We start from the raw sequence: 20,391 nt of genomic DNA on the forward strand, positions 1-20,391 counted from the left end.
CCCCCCGGGGAACCCACACACGCCCCATCAGGGAACAAATGATGAAAGGATTGCGACGCAACGCTGTCCCATCAAGGCGAGCGGCTGGTAGCGCCCCCCAAATAATTTGATGACGACATTAATGCTGACTACCCGGCAGTGGCCATAAAGCTTCGGCTACAACAGGAATTTTGGAATTTAAAGCATTGGCGCCACAATCACAAAAATGAACGTAAATTCGTTAAAACGATGCTTTATGAAGATCGACATAGACCTCACGACCAAAGTACTCGGCGCCATTGGGGGCTTGTACGTGGTGATAAAAGAAAGCGGAAAAGCAGTTATCGCTTACCTAAAGTGGAAACATGGACGCGCTGAGCGTAAAGGGCGGATATTTGTAGGCAACTGGGACAACCTCGGCCAAATCCGGAACGTACTTTCGCATTATATTGACTTGGAATCGTGGGGATCGGGTCGCGAATTGAAAGGCCGATTTAATGTCCGTTTAGGAACTGACCCAACCAGCTGGAGAATGTTCGTTATCTCGGGAAAACGAAAATGGGGGAAAGTACGATGCAACATAGTAGATGGCCCGGAGGAAGACGGAACGACCGTAGCAAAGGGGGTGCTGCAAATGACCCAAGGCAAAGTAGAATGGGTGTTGAAGGAGGGCTGCACTAGCCAATTTCCTCAACGCGCAGTGTTGCGCAAAGGACTACCAAAAATTGCCTAGTGCTGTCAGCGGCTAGTTCTGCGAATGACTGTGTCATCGCTTTCCACTCGACTAAAAGACATGACTCCGAATACCACGTTTATATGGGAGATTAAAAGACAGTAGGTGCAAAAAATAAGTCAAAAATGATATGTTAACATATAGTGAAGCCATACTTCTAAGGGACAAACTGGCGAACGGCGAAATTGGCTTAGAAGCCGCACAAGCCCAATACTGGAATGAATTTAATGAAGGGCAAAGGTCCTGGCATACAAAAGATTGGAAAGAAAGGAAGTCTGAATTTATTAAAGACAAATGTGAAATATGCGGTAGTAATGATACATTAACGCTACAGCATCTTTCTCATCCTATAAGATATTCTGAGTATCTAAGGGACATAACAAGAGCATATGCTAATGAGCATATCAACGCTAATCCCGTAGTGAATAAATATGAGTTTAGAACTTACGTCCTAAATAAATATAATTATGTGCCCGTCCCTTTCTGTCCAAATTGTAACAATAGTAATCCTGACAAAAGGGTGAGAAAACGCCCTCAGTATCGTTGCAAAGCATGCCGGCACGAATTCGACAGCCCGGCCTATAAATCTGTTAATGAACTTATTTCAATTTTTTATGAAAATGAAGACGCAATGGAAGTTCGGGATAAGTGCTTTATATCAAAGGATCAATGGAGAAACAAACATAACCTGTCAAATATTAGGTATTGGCTACAAAGAGAACGGGCAAAAAATAAAGATGCTGAAAAGATCGGGAAAGAGGCGTTTTTGCTTTACTTGAACGACACTATTAAATACCTTTCTTTTGAGGACACAATAACTGCTTGCAAAAAGTGTGCATTTCACTTTGATATAAATAAATTGGAACTATGTCCTAAATGTAAACAAAATTACAAAGGGCTTCAGTATCCAACTTGTGTCCAGTGCTTGCCAGAAGAAAAGCGAAAAGCTGCATTAGAAAGCATTCAATTTGGAAAAGAATGGCAAGCGATGCATGAAGAATTGGGGATCGACTAAATGAGCAAGGTCTAACGTGATAATCGTTGTAACCGATCAGAGGTAATAGATTCACCCGGATTCGAGGATGACAATCACTTCGAGGCGAGGTATACCGAACTTATTAGAGACATCTTTAGTAACCCGGCCATAAAAGCCCCGTGATCGGCACGAGGCCATCGTTTGACTAATAGTTAACCAAAAGCCACCTAAAATCCAGTGAAACGTTACGACACCTACCATACAACCGAGTTGACGGAAAAATACCTCTACCGATTTCTTCCAAAGAAATATCTTTTCGATTTCTTAGACAAAAAAGCGATCTGGTTTTCGCGAGCTGACCAATTCGGGGACAAGATGGAATCGGTGCTATTAAAGGATCTCCTTGTTGAAAAACCCGACTTTGCAGCGCTGGCCAAAAGGAAGCGGCGGTTCTTGATCAGCTGCTGGCATCTGGCGAACAATGAGTCCCTGGCACTTTGGGATGCCTATGCTAAGGATAGAGACGAACGAAGAGTGGCTGCCATTCGGTTCTATCGGACGAGTCTGGCAAAGCTATTTAAAGAGGGGATTTCGATGAACGACCACGCATTTAACTATCGTGCCCAGTGGATGCAGGGGAGTATCCAATATCGTAACCTGACAACCATACGGAAAGTGCAGGATGCTCAGGATGCCATGGTAAAATATGCCGTCTTCCGAAAGGAACATGCGTTTCGGTATGAATCGGAATACCGGTTTGTCCTGGAGCTGCCCGAGCCCTTTTCCAAAGATGGGTTTCTTTTTCGGCTGCCATCGCCGCCGGCTATAAAATTCGATGTTTTAGTCAACCCATTGCTTGAGGCGGAAGAGTACATGGACCTTCGAGATGAGATCAACATCCGGGGGTACGGAGCACACCTGATTGAATCTCATTTGAACAAATGGTTGCACCCTGACTTATGGTAAAAATTGGGTGTAAATGCTACGTCGGCATTTGCTCAGATTTGTACTCGTCAATATTAGGCCAATTGAGCTACAGGATAGATAGCCGCGTAGTGATGCATTAATACTCACGGGTTAGCGCCAAGCCCCTGGCGTCGAGAAAGTCCTTGACTTTTTGCAACGACACGTTCCCGAAACCGCGGATGGAACACAAATATTGTTCGGAGGTTTGCGTTAGTTCCCGTACAGTTTGAATTCGGGCGAATTTGAGAAGATTGAAAATGTGCGTGTCAAAGTAAGCGACGTCTTCCAAATTGGCGTTCAACAGCTCGTCGCCGGTCAACGCGGGGTCCACGATGGAGGGCCGTTCGAACTTATCTTTCAATTCAAGATACAGCGCTCGTTGGGTTTCTAAGGGCAGCCCATCGGTAAAAAAGTATATTTTCATCGTAGAACCTATTGTGTGAACGTCAGAGAGCCGCGACTTCACCGAGCGTGCAGGTGGGCTATTGGGATTGGTTGTAGTATTTGGCTTGGTCGATTTCCCGGGTCAATTCTTCCTCCGTGGGCAATAGCAGACGATAAGTAGAGGCGAAAAGCTGTTTGTTCTCTTCCAAAACGCTGTATTTTACCAAGGTGGCGTCTTTCTCTGTGCAAAGGATGATGCCGATGGTGGGATTGTCGGCGGCTCCTTTGCGAAGATCCTCGAACATGCGGACGTACATGTCCATTTGACCGATGTCCTGGTGGGTCAGTGGGGCAATTTTCAAATCGACCAAGATAAAGGCACGCAGAATATAATTGTAAAAGACCAGATCGATGTAATACTGCGCCGTGTCGGTTTTAATCGAGTATTGCCGCCCGACGAAAGAAAATCCTTTCCCCATTTCCAATAGAAAATGCTGGAGCTTGCTGAGAATGGCGCTCTCCAATTCGTTTTCGGAGAAGCCGGTGGGCACGTCCAATCGCAGAAACTCCAACACATACGGGTCTTTAATGAGGTCATCGGCAGAAATAGCGGCACCGGTGGCGGAAGGGCTCGTTACGGCGGACGGCCGGCGATGGGCCACAATGCGCTCAAAATAGAGCGAACCGATATTGCGATCAAGGGTCCGGGTAGCCCACCCCTGGTCTGCGGCTTCGTTCATGTAGTAGAGGCGAGCCTGCGGACTTTCGACTCGCAGCAGCAGGCGATAGTGGGACCAAGTCAATTCGGGGCGCATTGCGCCCCGATTCGGAAAGGCCGTAAAAAACTGGCGCATTCTGCGCAGCTCCCGTTCGTCAAAGCCCTTCCCGTGTTGTTGGGTCAGTTGGCGAGAAAGCTCCTTTAACAGGTAGCTGCCGTACTCAGCTCTGGCATGGCCCTTTTGCTCGGCTTGCATGATCCGTTGACCGATCGCCCAGTAGGCGTCGGTCAGGGCCTTGTTGACCAGCGTAAACGCCTTGGTCCGGGCGGCGGTCCAGATCTGACTGATATCTTGGACAAGGCTCTGCTCTATTTGCATGACAATCAATTATGTATGGTTGACTAAATCCGGGGCGCAGTGTGCCCCGAATCGGTTTTGATCCGGTCTATCGCCGGATTTTAAGTCGAAAAGCTGGCGCATCCCGAAGATCGAGCGGATGAATAAATGGCCGTTCTCTTGGATTAGGGGGATGGTAGTCATTGGCGGGATCTTTTTCCCGTTGGAATTCCTGCCTCAGTTGACAAAAAAGGGGTTCGTGCTCTTTTTTAGCCAGCGCGACGGCGAGTCGGTCGTACACGTCCTGGGCGCTGGGGAGGTCCATTTGCTTATCCAAATAGTAGGGCCTCTTGAACTGGTAGAGCTTCGTATAGAGGGAAGTGAGGGAAAGGGCATCGCTCTGAGGGTCGTACCGGTACCGGAACGAACAGTGAAGAAGGTCGAGGTCGGCGTTGAAGCGACCACTGATTGTCGCAATAAACCGGGTGGCTTCTCCGGCCAGATGTGCCTGCTGGTAGCTTTGATCAAACTGTTCCTGGAGCTCCTTCAACCAATAGCCGACCTGTGTGGCTGTTTTAAAGTTGGCTTCAAGATAGCCCTTGTCCTGCAGTAAGGCAATGTGTTGATCCAAAGTGGTATGGTCTGCCAGCATGAAGTAAGAAATTTATACGTCAGTGAATTTTAAGGGGCGTCCCTACCCGCTTTGACACGGCCTTTTGTCGTTGCTGAAGGTCTTGGTTCAGGTGCCTGGCCCTAGAGCGTAGCTCGTCGGGCATGCTTGGGTCTACATATCGGCCACGCAGGTCGGTGAACACCAGGCGGTCGGCGTTAAATCCTAACTTCATCTGCAATTTTTCCTCCATACCGTCAGCGGACAACAGGGTTACAGTCGCTTTGCCGCCGGTCTTCAGCGTTTGGATCAGTTGCGCCCGGTCCGATCGGTTCCTGGCTTCCTTCAGATTCCAGGCGCCGAGCGCCTCCTCCAGATCGAATGGCCGCTGCTGTAGAGCGGGAATGCCGGAGTGATCCTGCATGAACCAAACGGACTTACCTTGTATTTCTTTTTGTACCGGTCGGCCATGCGCGAGGTTAGCCGCCTCTTGTGCCGAAAACGCCAAGTCTTTGGATATCGGAAAGGTCATCTTGGGGGTAGCCGGATCGTTGGCAATGACGGATTGAAGATCGGGCCTGGCCGTTACATCAAACCCTTTAAAGTAATAGATGTCCCGTCCCGGTATCCGGGTGAAATGGAGCATAAAATCGGCATTCGGAGCATCTGGCTGTACATACCGGAGACTAAAGGCCGGCAGTTCGTGCTCCATCAGTTTTGATAGGGCTTTTTCGATCTGCCCGGTGAAACCTGCCTCGGCCATTTGTTGATGCACCTGCGCTACATTGTACTCGATAGCCGTATTCTTGGTATAGGCAGTAATTACTTTTTGATGCTGCGCATAGTTAGTCTGACGCCCAAGCAACGTATTCAGTAGCCAGTTGACAGGGCGGAAATGGACAATCGATCGAGCCCAGGATGGGTCTAGCTTGGCCCGCATTCTTCGTACTTCATGACGAAGGTAGGACCTGGTTTTCCGTTCATCGGTTGTCAGTCGTGGCATCTTTCGCAACCGGGTAAGAATATGCTCGTATTGCGACTTCAGGTATTGCAGGGCGGTCGGATCGTCTTTATGCGCCAGCGGACTTCTAACCTTGTGGGCTCCTTCCTGCTCCGCATAGAAACGAACAAGATCCATCGGTCGATTGAAGGGTCTTTGCCCATTTGTTTCGGTTGGCATACAACAATTAAAGTTTACTGGCTTTGAACAAGTACTTGTTTCGGATATTCAGCGTCATGATCCTTCCGCCGTTTTTTTCATAGGCTTCTACGAGGAATTGTTTTCCGGCCGTAAGGGTGAACGCCGGAATCACCAGCACGTATTGGCATGTCGCCTTTCCCGGCACGATGGAGAGTGAATCCAGGAACACCGGGGTCATCTCGTGTTCCTGAACAGACGTTCGTTTGGCCCTTTGACGGTCCCGAATGTACATTCTGAGAAAGTCGATCGTATAGTCGAGGTTGGAGTGATTGGCGATCTCGAAGCGGAAGAAGAAGAGCGATCCTGCAAACCCGATCCGTTGCAGTCGAAACGTCATCTTATCGTGGCGATTGACCGGCCCGTGGTGCAAAGGAGGCAGACAACGCAGAGAGTCGAGGAAAGCGGTCATAGCCTCCGTATTGACCGATTCTCCCGTCAGCTGAACGGGATTCTCAGACGGACCGGCGGGGGTTCGGGTCGGCAAAGCGGTCAGGTCGTGGGTCGATGCCAGGCTATCGGTATAGATAACGTCAAAAGCGTAGATGCGCCCATCCGCGGTAAAGACATGCAAGTTGGTGAGCGGGAAATTTTTCCGGGCGGCTTTTAGTTTGAGCACATTGTCCGCTCCCGGTTGTTTTTGGGCAAGGATGTCCTGGTCCCCCCGGTCAACGGGCCGAACGGCGGCGGGGAATACAAGGACGGTGGTCGTATTGTAACTTATGGCAATAAGGTGGTGGGGAACAATTGTAGACGACGGGAGCGGGGTCGCCATTGATTGACCGTACAAGCGAACTGCGCAGGAAACAAAGAAAAAGAGCGAATAAGCAATGATTTTATACATGATCGTAAGTTTAAAAGATGAGATTATTGATTGTTGGCACCTTTGAGGATAGCCAGATGTCCGGCTTTCAGCGTGGCTTTGACCAGACTGATCTTCCGGCTTAATAAATTGCGGGCCGTTTCGATCCCGGCCGCGGCCGCTTGCGCGCCGAGCGAAGGATCCAACGTCCCGATGTTCAAACCGCTGACCCCTTGGCTCATGTTCTGTTTGACGACATCCCGCGTAATCATCCCAGGCACGAACAGGCCCTCCAGTCCATCCGCTCCGTCGTACACTTTCAGCGCGATGGGATAGATACGTCCGTTGTATATGGCGTTGGTCAGTTGGATTGTGACCCTTTCTCCGTTGATCGTGGCCGGCCCATAGATGAATGCGTTGGCGGGGATAGGCCTGCCTCCCACATAAATGGGCTGCAGAAGGCGCAATTTGACGATGGAACCGGTTTGGACGATTTGGGTTGCGTGGACGACCGCTTGCAGGGTGGTCGCCGTCGCTGCACTATCGGCTTCATCGTTCAGTCCAAAAAATCCGTTCGCGGTCGATCGGATAGGCGCTGGGTATAGCGAATCGTCGGTCGGAGGCGGTGTTGCCTCTACGGGAAGGACAACTCGCTCCGTGGGTGTATTGTTGCCAGCGGCCATCCGGTCCGGGTACTTCAGGGCCATGACTTGGTCCAGCACATCTTTGATTTGGCGAAGCCGGGGGTCGGTGGCGGTATCCGTCTGATGCAGCGACGCGATGAGTCGTTCGAGGCGGGGAAGTTCTGCCGAAGCAGCGGGCGGCTGAGAAGGAGCTGATCCCGGAGAAAAGGATCGATCGCCGGCCGTTCCGGCCGTAGAAGACCCGAGCGCCGCATAGATTTTCTGAAGGCGTTCCGCGACCTTTCTGTCATTGCTTTCGGGTGAATACACCGGGTTGCCGTCCCCTCCTGAAGAATGGAACGCCGGCATGATCGCCACCGGTGGCTTCGGTAGGCCGGATGCCGTCGGATCGGTGGTCGCGCCGACATACGGATCTTTCGCACGCTCTTGCCGTTGCTTAATGGAATCTTGCTGGGCCTGCATATAAATCTCCAATTTGTTCTTCTCGCCTTTCGGCAGATTGGGCGATGGTAAATTGGTGTTGAAAGCGGAATTTGTGCCGGTCTTAGCGGAGGTTTTGTGATGACTGAGTAGCGCACTAACGGCGACGATAATTACCAGGACGGGCAGGCAGAAAATGGCGGCCGCTGCCAACAGGCGCTTTTTCGGAGAGACGGTTGTTTGGTTAGGCATGTTTGCACATTTATTTGGTGAATGAATCGGTTGAAGGGGACGAAGGAGCGACCTGTCGCGCTCGGAATCGGCGAATGGCTTTCAACGTCGAGTCGGAAAGCAGCGGCGTTGCCGGCTGGCTGATGGACCGGCCGTTCGAAAAACCGCCCGTTTGGATCGGCCGGCTGTACAATCCTCGATACAGCAGTTGGCTGGAAAATATCCCCATGGACAGGCAAAAAACTGTTATGGCGGCTATTTTGGTCCGTTGCGACAGTAGGGCGATCCGCCGGTTGAGGTGCAGTGCTATCCTACGGCATTGACTTTGCCAATATTGTCGGGCGTTGGTCAGGGCATTGTTGGGCGGCAGGTTTATACCAAACAGGGATTGTCTTTTAGGAAATAATCTCATAGTTATAATAGATGAATGGTGAAGGCAATGGCGTTGCCGTGTTCCGGTGTCGGACGCCGGGAGGCGGCGTCATCGTTTTTCCAGGGTGAGATCCTTATTGTCATCGACTTTCCACCGCTCGATCAGCATGCCGTGCGGATTGTGATCGCTGATATCGGTCATCCGGACATAGCCTTCCGTAATTAGCGATCGGGTCAGGACACTGGTAGCCCGAATGATCCGCAGCTTACCGAAGTACCGAAAGGAATAAGGAACATGATTAATATCCACCTGAATACTGTCATAGTCCAGCACTTCCTGGCTGACGTTGGCGGAAATGATGTTGGTATAGTAGCCATTTTCCGAAAGGTTATTGTATTCCTGGCGCGCGCTGTTGTCGGCGAGGTACAGGGCCGCTGTGACGTGGCGCTTGTTGACGGCTTCGTCGGGTTGGAGGCTGTAGAAATAAAAATGGAACATTTTCACATGATCCCGGATTTCTACCTGCAGGCTATCGGATCGTTGGGTAGCGATCGCGTCCATCAACTTACCGTTATACAGCACATAGATCTTTTGTTGGCCCTTTTGAACCGTAGCCGTGGTGCGATAGACGGTGTAAAGGCAAATGATGACGTTGCATACCAGGAAAATAATAGCAAACAGTCTGACAAATTGAAAGGCAGTATCGATGTTTTTGAATTGCTTGAACATGGCATCCAATAGATTATCGGTGAGTGAATTAGCCACTGATCTTGTCCCGGCTAAATTGATAAGGATCATAGGGCTGTCCCTTGGCGGTGGTTTCATACCCGCCTCCGGACCCGCCGCCCGACGCGGCACCGGCCGCCATGCCACCCGCTCCGCCGGCGGCGCCGCCGGATGCAGCAGTTACAGCCATTGATCCCAGCGCGGTGACTTTCTGCGCGAGCGGATTCGGACCGTGGGTATGAATGATGTAATTGGCAATGGAGGGAACTGTGGTATATCCTACGATACCAATCAAAAGAAATATCAAGTAAGCGAGATCGGTGGCTGAAAAAAGCGTCGCCGTTCCACTTTGTATGCGGGCGAGATCAATCTGCAACATGTTTTCCTGGATCTTTCCGAGGATGGCCCCAAACAGGTTGGCGACGGGTAACCACAAATAGATATTGATGTATCGGGCCAGCCAGTTGGTCAGTGAATGTTGGAAGCCGTCGTAACAGCTGAACGCGAATGCGAGGGGCCCCATGATCGCCAGCACCACCATGTGAAACGTTCGAATCGTATCGATACATAGACTGGCGGCAAAATACAGTATGCGCAGTAGCACGGACATCAGGAGCTGAAAGATGAAGCGAAAAGCGGACTCCACAGAACTGGCGATAAACTTAAAGCCAGAGCCGATCGCGGACCAGAAGCCGCCGCCGCTATCGTTGTCAGGGGCGGTACTCCCTGGTTGTGCATATTTGTCCCACGCTTGGGTGTTACCGCCGCCCATGGGTGGCATGACAATGGGCGAATTGTCCGTCGTTATAGCGATCGTCTCGGCGGCGAGCAAGTTGTTGACCGCATCGTTGGAGTGTTCCACCAGGGCGGCCGTGGCCGTGACCGTGGGACTGAGTACCTGATCGATAAGGGACAGTACGTTCGGAAACAAGGCTATCAGGCCGACAATGGCGAAGGGTCGGAAAAGTGGGAACACGTCGATAGCCTCTGCCCGGGCAATATGCCGCCACACGCGGACGCCGATGTAAAAGGTTGTCCCAAACCCGGCAATGGCCCGGGAGACCTGCAACAGGTCCTCACAAAGGGGGATCATCTGTCTATATACATTTTGAAGCACACCGTGAAGTTCCCCTATCCCAGCATCTGTCTGGGCAAAGCTAATCACGGGAAGAAGCAGACAAATAAGGAGCAATTGGCCTAAAAAAAGTGCGTATTTCATATAACTGTTATTGTCCGAAAAGCGGCTTGATTGAATTGATGTCTTGAAGCGTGCGTTGCCGTTGACTGGCCAGCATCCCGGTGCGGCCGTTGAACTGTCGGAGAAAGGCGAGTTTCTGCTGCATATCCTCATAAATATGATCAATCGCTGTGACCCGTTCGGCGTCGCTCATCCGCAGCTCACTGTCCGTAAGAATCATGACCAGTTCGTCCAGGTTGTCCAGCGATTTATTGGCGAGGTTACCATATACGCTCGCCAGGTAGTTCAGCTCGCTGGCGGAAAAAGCGCCAGATTTGCGAAAGGCAGTCAGTGCAGACTTATATTCTGTTACTAGGGTGGCTTGGCTGGAGATAATATCGGCGACCCGCACGTATTGCTTGACGGATGGATTGACCGCCAGCAGACTGTTTAGGAAAACCGAATGTAGATCAAAATTTCCCTTTGCCAGGTTTCTCACGGCATCGTAGCCCTGGGTAAGGATCTTATATCCGTCATACATTTCGTTGAGAATGCTCTTCATGCGGGCGAGCTTTTCAATGTCAAGGGCCAATTGCTCCAGTTCCTGTGCCTGCGCGTTGGCCCGGGCTGTAGGGAACAATCCGATACAGAGCAGTATGGGCAAAAACAATATCTTTCTCATGGATTGATGAGTTTTGAAAGGTTTTGAAGATTCAACTGCTGCTGGGCGCGCCACCGCCCTTCCTCGCGCGTCCGGTTGGTGAACGCCTGCAAGAAGACGTACTTTTCCTCGACTTTGTCATAGAGCTGATTGATCCGTCGCATGCGCTGGTCATCAGACATCTGCCAGAAGTCATTCGAAACCAAGTCTAACAGTTCATCGACATCTTTGGACGTTAATTCCTTTAGGTTCGTATATACGGCCGACAGGTACCCGAGGTCCCGGGCATTGAACATGCCGGATGACACGTATTGTGGCAGCGTCGTACGGCAGCCCAGCAGGATCTGCCCCTGCATGGCCAAGATATCGGCTATCTTGCTGTACTGTTGAATGGACGGGTTGACGTGCATCAAGGAGCTAAAAAAGATGTTATGCAGGTCAAACTGTCCCTGTTTAATGGCGGAGATAGTGGACAGCCCTTGCCGAACGATCTCATAGCCTCTTTTGAGTTGCTGGAGCGTCGTTTCCAGCCGGGCAATCTGTTCCAACATGGTTTCTTCCATGCTTTGGGCTCCTGCTACCAGGGGGCCGACTGCCAGCAGGACCAGCAGGATCCCGATGGCCAAGCAGTGTCGGTATTGCGTACATGTAGTCATAGATGAACGGTCCGTTTAATGGGATTAACTTTTCTGGTTTCCAGCAGCTGAACGACCTTATGCGTCCGCTGATCAGACAATTGCTGATAAATGACTTCCGCGGGTTGGATCTCTGCGCGCGCGGCCAATATTTGCAATTGCTTAAAATTGTCCATGCTGGCTGACAGCGCGGTAATACGTAACCGGTCCTGGGAGGGGTCCAGCCGGAAATTGATCCGAAACCGGACCGTATCCTGGGCATTGTCAAACCTAGCCGGCAACGCCAATACGAAATTCTCTTCCTTCCCGGTCAGCGCGGCGAGTGAAGCATAGTGTTGATACGCCTCTCCCAACAAATTCCGTATGGTGTCGGGTGGGTAGTCGAGGTTCAGGCCCTTCTCTGTGTAGCCCTTCGAAGCCAGCAAGGCAATGTTCTCGTCCAATGTTTTATAATTAGTTGTCATATCTCAGCTCGTGGTTGAATAATGCATCACATTTTTTTCTTCTTGACTGGTTCTCCCGGCGGCTGCTGCGTTTCCCGGTATAGCCGGCTCAGCAGTGCGTTCTGTTGGATCGCCAGGAGTTGCTTATGCACCGTACTGGCAGCCGGTAACTGTCCCGGGGTGTTCCGTTCAATCAGGTACTCCAGGCTTGTGGCGTCCAGGTTGGCTTTTATGGAGGTCAACCACAGCCGGCCGCCGGCGGGGTCCAATTGATAGCTGAATCGAAAGACGACGGTATCCTCCTTTTCTTTAAACCGACCTACCGTTTCTACGTCAAACTCTTCCAGTCTGTATATCCAGATTGTATTCTGGACGGCCTGGGTAATGCCCTCTTTGATCCGTTCTTTTAGGCGGCCATCCGGCTCCCCCGACTCCAGCATTCGCTCGGTATAGCCTTTTGAGATCAGCCAATCCGTATGCATTGCCAATACTTTGGACCAATGGGTTTGAATACTCCATTTTTTCTTCAACTCGTTCATGGCACCTGAATTAAAGCCCGTAAAGGCTTTTGACGGAATTGATATCCTGCTCGTCCTTCGAACGCTGAAGGCTGATCTGTACGGCCTGGTTATTGAAATTGCGGAGGTCCGTCGTTTGTCGCTCGATCTCGGTGGACGCCTGTTTGATGAGCTGCAGGCGCGCCGCATCTGACATTTGCAGGGAGAAAGGCGTCAACACCGTCACGATCTCGTCTAGGCTCTTCACGCTCTGGTCAATGATACCGGAATAGACACTATAGATGTAGGCGAGCTCTGCCGGCGTAAAGTGCTTATCCTGGCGGATGAGACTATAGGCCTGCTTGTACTCGGCAACCAACTGGCTCTGCTGCGCGATAATGGCTGTTACTTCCTGGAAATAGGAGATGGCCGTCTTTACCTTCCACAGTTCCGTAAAATATTCGGAGTAGATGTCCTTAAATTTCGACTCCCAATCGCCGATCTGTCCCAATTGTAATTTCGATAACTCGTTTTCGAGTTCCTTTTGTGCATTTTGCAGTCCAATTGTCACGTTCTGCACTTTTTGCACCGCGATATCGGCGGCCTTAATGGCGGCCGTGATAATTTCCAAGATTTGGGCCTGACTACGCATCGACGGCCAAAAGAGGATCAACAATGCCACCAGGCAGGATCGTCCAATAGGTTTCATATTCGAATATTTTTGAGTTAGTGAAAAAAGTTGATAGGTTCCAAGTAGCCCATTCAGCGGCGGCGGCCACCGGTCAACATGATGAACTATTTTGTCAGATTTCTCGCTTCCCGTTGTTCCTGTACCAACATCGAAATGCCGCGGCGAAGGCTCCCGTACTTCTTCGCATACGCTTGCACCAACATCTTTTCCTTCTCCTCCGTCGTATAGGCGAAGTATTCTTCGGCGCTCACTTCGGTCCGATACACTTTGCTGAGTTGACCACCGAGGCTAATAAATACCTCCTTGTATTTCAACGTTGGATCATTGGCGCGATTGACAGACAGGACCAGCGATTTCTCTTTGTCCGTCAGCCCCAACAGTTCCTGAATACCATCAAACTTGTTCTGAAATTTGGATTGATCGAGCAAAATCTTACAGTCGGAGTTGTTAATGATCGCCTGTTTTACAATCGGGGAAGAGACAATGTCTTCTACATCCTGGGTAACGACGATGGCTTCTCCATAAAACTTACGGACCGTCTTGAACAAATATTTAATATACTCAGCCATCCCATTGCGCATGAGAGCTTTCCACGCTTCTTCGATCAATATGACCTTTCGGATGCCTTTTAGCTTTCTCATTTTATTGATAAACACTTCCATGATGATGATCGTCACGCAGGGAAATAGAATCGGATGATCTTTAATATTGTCCAATTCGAAAACGATCATGGGTTGTGACAATAAGTCCAGGTTTTCCCGGGCATTGAGCAGGTAATCGTACTCACCGCCTGCGTAATAAGGTCGCAGCACGTAGAGGAAGTTATCGATATCAAAATCCTTTTCCTTAATCCCCTCCTGGCGAAGGTTCTGCAAAAAAATATCCCGCAAATATTCGTAGAAGCTATTGAAGCAGGGAAACACGTTGCGATGCTCTTTCAAATATTCGAAATAGGTCTGCAGGGCGTTGGAAAGAGAAACATATTCCGATCGACTGAACGATTCGTCGTCTCTTTTCCACAGACTAAGGAGCAGCGTCTTAATGGACTCCTTCTTTTCGGTATCCAGCACGTCGCTACCCAGGTAAAACGGATTGAACTTGATCGGGTTTTGCTCGGAATAGGTAAAATAATACCCTTCCAGTAAGTCGCAGATACCCTTATAACTGTGACCGACATCCACGATGACAACATGGCTCATTTGCTCTACATAGGTTCGGATCAGCATGTTCATGAGATAGCTTTTCCCGCTGCCACTCCCGCCGAGCACGAATTTGTTTCGGTTCGCACAGATACCTGCTTTAACCGGCCAATCAGAAATATCGACGTGAACCGGTTGTCCATACAGCCGTTCGGCAAACCGGACGCCTACCGGCGAGATCGTGCTACGATAGTTGGTTTCCTGGTTAAAGAAACAGGCAGCTTGCTCCGCAAATGTGTCGAACGCTTCGTGGACCGGCAAATCACCTGCGTTACCCGGCATGGCGCTCCAGAAGAGCTGGGCCGCACAGGTCGTTTCCTGCCGGGCGCGTGCATCCATCTGCGACAGGGCCGCGGAAACGGCATTGCGTATGTCGGCAGATCGGGCAGGATCAGAAGTCCAGGTAAGCAGATTAAAATGGGCTTTTACGGGATGACGTTGCAAGCTGATGGCTTCATTCAAAAAACTATTGGTAGCATCCCGGCTCAGGCTGTTTTCCCTTGAATAGGCCGATAGGCTCTGCAATTTTAGACGTTTGGCTTCCATTTTCTTTAGGGTTTCCCGGCCATCGTCGATGATCAAATACTGATTATAGATGTGATTGCAAGCCAGCATCTGACCGAGGGGAGCGGCGAAACTGATACTGAACTTCGTTTTGTCGGTGCTGTACTTGTCGTAGTTCATGCGCGGGCCGCAGAGGCTGGGGAGATCTTCCGTGTCCGCCAGACTGTATATCTGGCAGTGAAGATTCCCCACCTGCAGCGACGGAGACAAGGAGATGTCTCGAATGACCGGGTTCTCTTGCGGATGGAGCAGGTAGCAATACTTCTCCAACAGCCCGGGTTTATCGGCCGAACTGGCCAATTCATTGTCAGAAAGGCGGCGGAGCTGAATATAGCCTGCATCCTGCAGCACTTTGACAAACTGGCCGCATTTGTCCATGAATTGCTCTTTGACCTTTGTATCGAGCGTTTGGACGGGGGCCAGCGAAGGGCGGACCAATGTTGACAGCATAGCGGATGCAGGCCGGCGATCCGCCGGTTTCTGGGTGAGGTACAAAAAACACTGGTGTTCCAGGTAGGGCCGATCGTGGAAATGCTGTTCACTGGAACGGGTTAAAAACGTCAGGTCTTCCCGGGAAAAGTTCGCTTGATAGCGGCATTCCGTGAACCAGTCCTGTTTATGCAGGACGGTATGGGTCGGCAGTAGGCGAATCGCTTTGAGCCAGCTTTGATGAACGGCTTCGTAATCCTGCACGCCCAGGGTGAACAGTTCAGGTAACGTCAGTTCGTAGGCAAGCGTGAAATCGCCAGACCGGGAGAGGATACAATCCTGCTCGACCCGGTAGATGGGCATCACCTCGCGCAGCAGTTTACTTCTGGACATCGGGAGTCGGTTTAATCTCAATGAATATTTTACGGGACTGGGAACGTATGGAGTCGGGAAGGCGTTTGGCGGCCATTTTTTTCACCAGGCCATGCTCGCCGTAAACGCGGCTGCAGTGTTGGATGAACATGACAAATCCGACCCCTCCGAGAACGACGATCGCGATGCAGACATATAGCTTGACGCCGATGGCGTAGAGCAGGGCAAAGAGGAGCAACAGCAGCACCAGCCCAACTGCCAGATAGATGATATATTGTGCTTTGATCCCTTTGAATTCAACGGAGCGGTTGATTCCCTTATTTATTTCGTAGACGGTAGCCATTTTGTAACGCGATGTATGGTTTGTTAACTGGATCCTCGGAATAAGGCTGATGGGAGCCATTTGGGAGAAGGCACGACCGCAACTATGAGCTGGTCTCGACGTTATGGCTGCCTAGATACCGGCAAGTCGCTCTACTCACAATAAGTAGTCGTGCCCTCCCGCGAATTAGGCCACGCCAAAAAAACTCTTTAGTACGGCCGCGACGACCACCAGGAAAATACAGGCGCCAAACCAACTGGCGGCCAGCTTGTTGGTATTTTGTTCGCCGTGGGTCCAGGAATTGTAGACCTTGACCGCTCCCACAAGGCCGACCACCGCGCCGATGGCATACAGTAAAGTGATGCCGGTATCAAAATACCCGGTAATTAAGTTGGTGGCCTGGGTAATGCCGGCTTTCCCGTCTGCCTGGGCAAATGACAGACTGGACATTGTGACTGCGAGAACAACTAAGTCGGTCTTGCGAATAAAGCCAGTTTTACGGCTCTGCGTGGGGCGGTTGAATGTTTTGATCATTGTAACAGAAATTTGATAGGTGAAAACAGAGATTGGGTGAGGCAAACGGCGAGCTGTACAGGCTGTAAGTCAATGCCTGCTTCGTTAGACGAATACCCGGTGTTTTTTTCGTAAATGGAGGAAGTGGGCGGACCAGCGTCACTAAGCGGCTTCCTCAACCCAGAGCAACTTCAAGTCGTCTTCGGTCAGGGCGAGATCGCAGTCCCGCTGGACAGTGACGACTATGAAGCTATTGATGGCGTCGTAATATTCGGTATCCTCAAAAAAGCTGTAATGGCTGACAATGGACCGTATCTTGGAGCAGACTTCATCAGGGTTGGCAGGATGGGAAGCAATATGATCGACCACCTCCTGGATTTGCTCGACAACGTGTTCTGCCGATTTCAAGAGCGTAATGGCGCCTTCGTCAATGGGCTCGGAATAGAGATCGTCGTAGGGGTGAAACATGCCCGCTTGTTCGGCAGGATGATCGGCCGGCTTATCGATCAGCGGAGGGAGTTCTTCCACTGCCCTTTCCGGCATGCCGTGGGACACTGTCGCCGTCGCCTGGCTGACCGAAGCACGAAGGGACCGGCCCAGGAGGGCAGGAAGTTTTTTACCAAAGACGGTGGCCAGGATAGCGAGGTAGAGCGCGACGGCGCCGGCTGCAATGAGGAGAATTTCGACGAGAGAAAGATTATAAAGCATAACGTGGAATTTGGGTGATTGATGTATTTTTCGCGCGCTGTTGTACTGCAAATATGCGACGCGCGGAAGGGGGTCTTTCGATACCGGGAAGGCACTCGGCAAGAAATTTTATCACAAGGAAAATGCGCCCGATCTTGGCGCGTCGGGGTCTACTGGAACTTAGTCAAGTACAAAAGGGTTGCACCTGGCAAGGAAGAAGACGGAAAGTTGCGGAAAAACCCGAGTGGGGAGAGCGCTCGGAATAGCGTTGCACAAAACTCCGTAAGAGAGAAGAAGGAAAATGGGGCAAATTTTCCAGCTACATTGCGACGATGCTACCCCCTGTCGTATTTATCTTCGATTTGCTGGATACGCAGCAGCAATTTGGCTTTCAGTCGGTCGATAAAATTGGTATAGCCCGTTTTCCGGGCCAATATCTCCTGAAAGGTGCGGGGGTAGTTGCCCAAATTCACATGAAAAGCGGTTTGTAGGTGATCAATGACGTCTTTTAGATCAATTTTGCCATTGTTCAGGACACCAGCGGATTGCAGTGCGTAGGCCAGCTCTATCAGGCTTGTTTTGCTGTCCGTCCAGGTCACGCGCGGCAATGTCCCGGAAGGGCCTCTCTGGAGTGTTTGGATTTCCTGTAGGGCCTCTTGCAGAAACATCTGAAAAGCATCCGCCACCAGCAGGTGGGCCGCTACATGGTCGTAGCAGACGGGATGCCTTGCGTCATCCGGTGGCTCCATTCCTGAAAGTGCGACGACACTGCCGGCATGTGGGTGAAAAAAAAACTTTTCGTCTAAATGGGTCGCCCCGCTCCGCAAATACCGATAGATAAATCGATGCTGTTCATAAATCTTAGCAACCTCTTGGGAGGCCTTCCGGTAAAAGTCTTCCAACCCCTTGCTGGCGCCGGCCGGCCGATCCATTTCCAAATTATAAAGTCGATTGAAATAAATTACCCGGCTGAGGAAGTAGGGCTTGACCTTTTTGTAAAACAACACTTCTTCACCGTCGCCGAACGCATAATCAACAACCGATTCGACTAGCCGGTGAAGAAATTGGCTGCTGACCTGACTGCCCCGGTGAGCCATAGAAAGGATTTGGGATTCTTCCTTTTGAATGGCCGCCAGCTGGTCATCCAAATCATGCTGAAGCCGCTCCCATAATTGGGGGGTAGTGCTGCTGACGAGTGAACTGTTATCCATTGTTGAACAGGTATTGATGAGAACTATCGGTATCAGGATCAACGGCGGCGCTACCGGGACAAAGCCGCTGGTTCAAACTATTGGCATGTGTAGTTGGCCGGCATATCGACCATTGCGCTGGTAATTGGGCGATAATTAAGGTAGAGGAAGAGTTGTTGTCAATTCATGCGCGCAATCCGTATAATCATGACATTTTTGGAAAATAGCGTCTGTATGACCGGAACTCTCGAACCTTTGAGGCATCAATCGTAAATGTTTCCACGTAGAACAGATCGAATTATCGTTGTTTTTCAACAGATTGGATATTAACAGCAGGGCAATTCGGTAATAAAAATAAATAAGTACATTGAGCGAGTGAAGGTAATTCCCCTTAACCCGTATGCGAATTTTCCCACCAACCAAGGGTGATTTCACGGTATAGGTCCCTCAGGCTTTCTGTTAACTTGTACTATGACCGATAAGCTCTATCAGATTTCGCTCTTCAGCATGACGCTTTCCTCTTTGGTGCTCGCCGTGTTTTCAGTGGCGTACTGTTGGAGGCCATTCAACCCCTCCTATCTTCGCAGCTTTCCGATTTACGCATGGATCAACGCCACTGTCAACGTCCTTCCTCTATTCAATCATTCGTGGACCGACGTTTCTGAATTCTTCTATACCATCGTTGAGCTGATCTATTTCACTTACTTTTTAGTCAACTTGATTGCAGGCAGGAGGGCAAGGATTTTACTTTCGGGATTGGCTGTTGTTCTCCTATTGTACATCTCGCTTCATGCGATGCGCCACGAGACGACTCCATATATGGGGCGTCTCGTAATCTTCGAAGCGTTCATGATGTGCTTTGGGAGTCTACTCTATTTTAGAGAATTGATGGTACGCCCCGTTATAACAGACCTAAGTAGCAACCCCGGCTTTTGGATGGTAACGGGGATACTATTTTATTTTGCCCTAGAAATTCCCTGCCTCTTTTTTTTCGCCTATTTCAAATTTAAAAAGAATTACGAGCTGGCAAGCGCCTCCTATTCCGTCAATAACTATGCACAGGTGATAAATACGGTATTGTTCATTAAAGCCATGACATGTCTGAAAAAACGGTAGTACTGGTTACGATGGCCGGTGTGTTTTCGTTGATGATCCTGTTGATGGGGTTCATCACGGCCGTTCTCTTCTATTATCAAAAGAAGAGGAAGACGTTCATCAGCCAATTGGAGGACGTCAAAAGCAAATATGAGCAGGAAATCCTGCGTGTTCAGTTGGAAGTCCAGGAACAAACGCTACTTCACGTATCCAGAGAAATCCACGACAATATTGGCCAATCTATTTCGCTGGCCAAATTGTACATGACCACCGTGCCTGTGGACGCCGGTAGTCGCACAGCGGAAATGGTCAACAATACGGAACAACTGCTGGGAAAAACAATGGAAGATCTGAGAGACCTATGTAAGAACCTCACCCTGGACGAGATCAAGTCGGAAGGGCTGGGAAAGGCTATTGAGAGCCAGGTTAACCAGCTGACTAAAACCGAGTCATATAGTGTAATTTTTGAAATTCGGGGCAATTACCGGCATTTAGATGATCAACAAGAAATTGTCCTGTTCCGAATATTTCAAGAGTCCATTAATAATATTATCCGACACGCCAAGGCCCGGGAGATACAGATTATCTTAGACTATCGCCCACATGAGCTATTTTTGGAGATTCGGGATGACGGCACCGGATTTGCCGCTCCCCTTGCAGGCAAAGGATCGAAGCCTCTCACGGGCGGACGGGGATTAAATAACATGAAGGCGAGGGCGGAGCTTATCCAGGCTCAGCTAACGATTAAGAGCCATCCTGGGCTCGGAAGCATCGTGTCGTTGATAGCGCCCACACCAATAAAAATAAGTCACACATAAG

General features: G+C 50.3%; 23 protein-coding genes. 5 read left to right on the forward strand and 18 right to left on the reverse strand.

Annotated elements, in window-relative coordinates; translation table 11 throughout:
- Positions 1 to 235: 235 nt before the first annotated feature.
- The 3 genes from VHE34_RS21085 to VHE34_RS21095 all read left to right on the forward strand — a co-directional run bounded on the left by VHE34_RS21085 (position 236) and on the right by VHE34_RS21095 (position 2,654).
- Positions 236 to 712 (forward strand): hypothetical protein, encoded by a 477-nt coding sequence (locus VHE34_RS21085; RefSeq protein ID WP_325591537.1) that lies wholly within the window; start codon positions 236 to 238, stop codon positions 710 to 712.
- A 130-nt stretch (positions 713 to 842) separates the two neighbouring features.
- Positions 843 to 1,727 carry a hypothetical protein gene (locus tag VHE34_RS21090; RefSeq protein ID WP_325591540.1) on the forward strand — a complete coding sequence of 295 codons (885 nt, stop codon included), beginning with the start codon at positions 843 to 845 and terminating at the stop codon, positions 1,725 to 1,727.
- 198 nt (positions 1,728 to 1,925) lie between these two features.
- Positions 1,926 to 2,654, forward strand: a complete 729-nt coding sequence (locus tag VHE34_RS21095; protein WP_325591542.1) for a hypothetical protein — start codon at positions 1,926 to 1,928, stop codon at positions 2,652 to 2,654.
- Between the two features lie 97 nt (positions 2,655 to 2,751).
- On the opposite strand, the gene VHE34_RS21100 is transcribed toward VHE34_RS21095, so the two are convergent.
- The 18 genes from VHE34_RS21100 to VHE34_RS21185 form a co-directional block, all read right to left on the reverse strand.
- Positions 2,752 to 3,078, reverse strand: coding sequence for a DNA-directed RNA polymerase subunit alpha C-terminal domain-containing protein (locus VHE34_RS21100; RefSeq protein ID WP_325591544.1), 327 nt, complete (start codon positions 3,076 to 3,078; stop codon positions 2,752 to 2,754).
- A 58-nt stretch (positions 3,079 to 3,136) separates the two neighbouring features.
- On the reverse strand, positions 3,137 to 4,135 hold the full coding sequence (locus VHE34_RS21105) for a PDDEXK nuclease domain-containing protein (protein ID WP_325591546.1): 999 nt from the start codon (positions 4,133 to 4,135) through the stop codon (positions 3,137 to 3,139).
- A gap of 67 nt (positions 4,136 to 4,202) precedes the next feature.
- On the reverse strand, positions 4,203 to 4,745 hold the full coding sequence (locus tag VHE34_RS21110; protein ID WP_325591548.1) for a hypothetical protein: 543 nt from the start codon (positions 4,743 to 4,745) through the stop codon (positions 4,203 to 4,205).
- A gap of 19 nt (positions 4,746 to 4,764) precedes the next feature.
- A complete protein-coding gene (locus VHE34_RS21115; protein ID WP_325591550.1) occupies positions 4,765 to 5,883 on the reverse strand; it encodes a hypothetical protein in 1,119 nt (372 codons plus the stop codon).
- Positions 5,884 to 5,890: 7 nt separating this feature from the next.
- Complete coding sequence (traN, locus tag VHE34_RS21120; RefSeq protein ID WP_325591552.1) at positions 5,891 to 6,745, reverse strand: conjugative transposon protein TraN; 855 nt, start codon at positions 6,743 to 6,745, stop codon at positions 5,891 to 5,893.
- A gap of 23 nt (positions 6,746 to 6,768) precedes the next feature.
- On the reverse strand, positions 6,769 to 8,019 hold the full coding sequence (gene traM, locus VHE34_RS21125; RefSeq protein WP_325591554.1) for a conjugative transposon protein TraM: 1,251 nt from the start codon (positions 8,017 to 8,019) through the stop codon (positions 6,769 to 6,771).
- A gap of 460 nt (positions 8,020 to 8,479) precedes the next feature.
- Positions 8,480 to 9,100 (reverse strand): conjugative transposon protein TraK, encoded by a 621-nt coding sequence (traK, locus tag VHE34_RS21130; protein ID WP_325591556.1) that lies wholly within the window; start codon positions 9,098 to 9,100, stop codon positions 8,480 to 8,482.
- A gap of 28 nt (positions 9,101 to 9,128) precedes the next feature.
- On the reverse strand, positions 9,129 to 10,316 hold the full coding sequence (traJ, locus tag VHE34_RS21135; protein WP_325591559.1) for a conjugative transposon protein TraJ: 1,188 nt from the start codon (positions 10,314 to 10,316) through the stop codon (positions 9,129 to 9,131).
- A gap of 7 nt (positions 10,317 to 10,323) precedes the next feature.
- Positions 10,324 to 10,956, reverse strand: a complete 633-nt coding sequence (locus VHE34_RS21140) for a TerB family tellurite resistance protein (protein ID WP_325591561.1) — start codon at positions 10,954 to 10,956, stop codon at positions 10,324 to 10,326.
- Complete coding sequence (locus tag VHE34_RS21145; RefSeq protein WP_325591563.1) at positions 10,953 to 11,591, reverse strand: hypothetical protein; 639 nt, start codon at positions 11,589 to 11,591, stop codon at positions 10,953 to 10,955. The genes VHE34_RS21140 and VHE34_RS21145 overlap by 4 nt, the downstream gene beginning before the upstream one ends.
- Positions 11,588 to 12,034 carry a hypothetical protein gene (locus VHE34_RS21150; protein ID WP_325591565.1) on the reverse strand — a complete coding sequence of 149 codons (447 nt, stop codon included), beginning with the start codon at positions 12,032 to 12,034 and terminating at the stop codon, positions 11,588 to 11,590. The genes VHE34_RS21145 and VHE34_RS21150 overlap by 4 nt, the downstream gene beginning before the upstream one ends.
- A 26-nt stretch (positions 12,035 to 12,060) precedes the next feature.
- Positions 12,061 to 12,552, reverse strand: coding sequence for a hypothetical protein (locus VHE34_RS21155; RefSeq protein ID WP_325591567.1), 492 nt, complete (start codon positions 12,550 to 12,552; stop codon positions 12,061 to 12,063).
- Positions 12,553 to 12,562: 10 nt separating this feature from the next.
- Positions 12,563 to 13,219, reverse strand: a complete 657-nt coding sequence (locus tag VHE34_RS21160) for a conjugal transfer protein TraI (protein ID WP_325591569.1) — start codon at positions 13,217 to 13,219, stop codon at positions 12,563 to 12,565.
- An 86-nt stretch (positions 13,220 to 13,305) separates the two neighbouring features.
- The gene (locus VHE34_RS21165; RefSeq protein WP_325591571.1) at positions 13,306 to 15,786 is read right to left on the reverse strand and encodes a TraG family conjugative transposon ATPase; all 2,481 of its coding nucleotides are present in this window, start codon (positions 15,784 to 15,786) and stop codon (positions 13,306 to 13,308) included.
- Positions 15,773 to 16,108 (reverse strand): DUF4133 domain-containing protein, encoded by a 336-nt coding sequence (locus tag VHE34_RS21170; protein WP_325591573.1) that lies wholly within the window; start codon positions 16,106 to 16,108, stop codon positions 15,773 to 15,775. The genes VHE34_RS21165 and VHE34_RS21170 overlap by 14 nt, the downstream gene beginning before the upstream one ends.
- A 165-nt stretch (positions 16,109 to 16,273) precedes the next feature.
- Positions 16,274 to 16,621 (reverse strand): DUF4134 domain-containing protein, encoded by a 348-nt coding sequence (locus VHE34_RS21175; RefSeq protein WP_325591576.1) that lies wholly within the window; start codon positions 16,619 to 16,621, stop codon positions 16,274 to 16,276.
- Positions 16,622 to 16,762: 141 nt separating this feature from the next.
- Positions 16,763 to 17,308, reverse strand: a complete 546-nt coding sequence (locus tag VHE34_RS21180) for a hypothetical protein (protein WP_325591579.1) — start codon at positions 17,306 to 17,308, stop codon at positions 16,763 to 16,765.
- 314 nt (positions 17,309 to 17,622) lie between these two features.
- Entirely contained in the window at positions 17,623 to 18,498 is an 876-nt protein-coding gene (locus tag VHE34_RS21185) for an RteC domain-containing protein (protein WP_325591583.1), read from the reverse strand.
- Positions 18,499 to 18,948: 450 nt separating this feature from the next.
- Here VHE34_RS21185 and VHE34_RS21190 point away from each other — a divergent pair, with 450 nt between their 5' ends.
- Positions 18,949 to 19,593: a hypothetical protein gene (locus VHE34_RS21190; RefSeq protein ID WP_325591585.1), complete on the forward strand. Its 645-nt coding sequence runs from the start codon at positions 18,949 to 18,951 to the stop codon at positions 19,591 to 19,593.
- Positions 19,575 to 20,390, forward strand: coding sequence for a sensor histidine kinase (locus VHE34_RS21195; protein WP_325591587.1), 816 nt, complete (start codon positions 19,575 to 19,577; stop codon positions 20,388 to 20,390). Before VHE34_RS21190 ends, VHE34_RS21195 begins: the two co-directional genes overlap by 19 nt.
- Position 20,391 lies beyond the last annotated feature (1 nt).

The sequence above is a fragment of the Puia sp. genome (assembly GCF_035546395.1).
Classification (GTDB): domain Bacteria; phylum Bacteroidota; class Bacteroidia; order Chitinophagales; family Chitinophagaceae; genus Puia.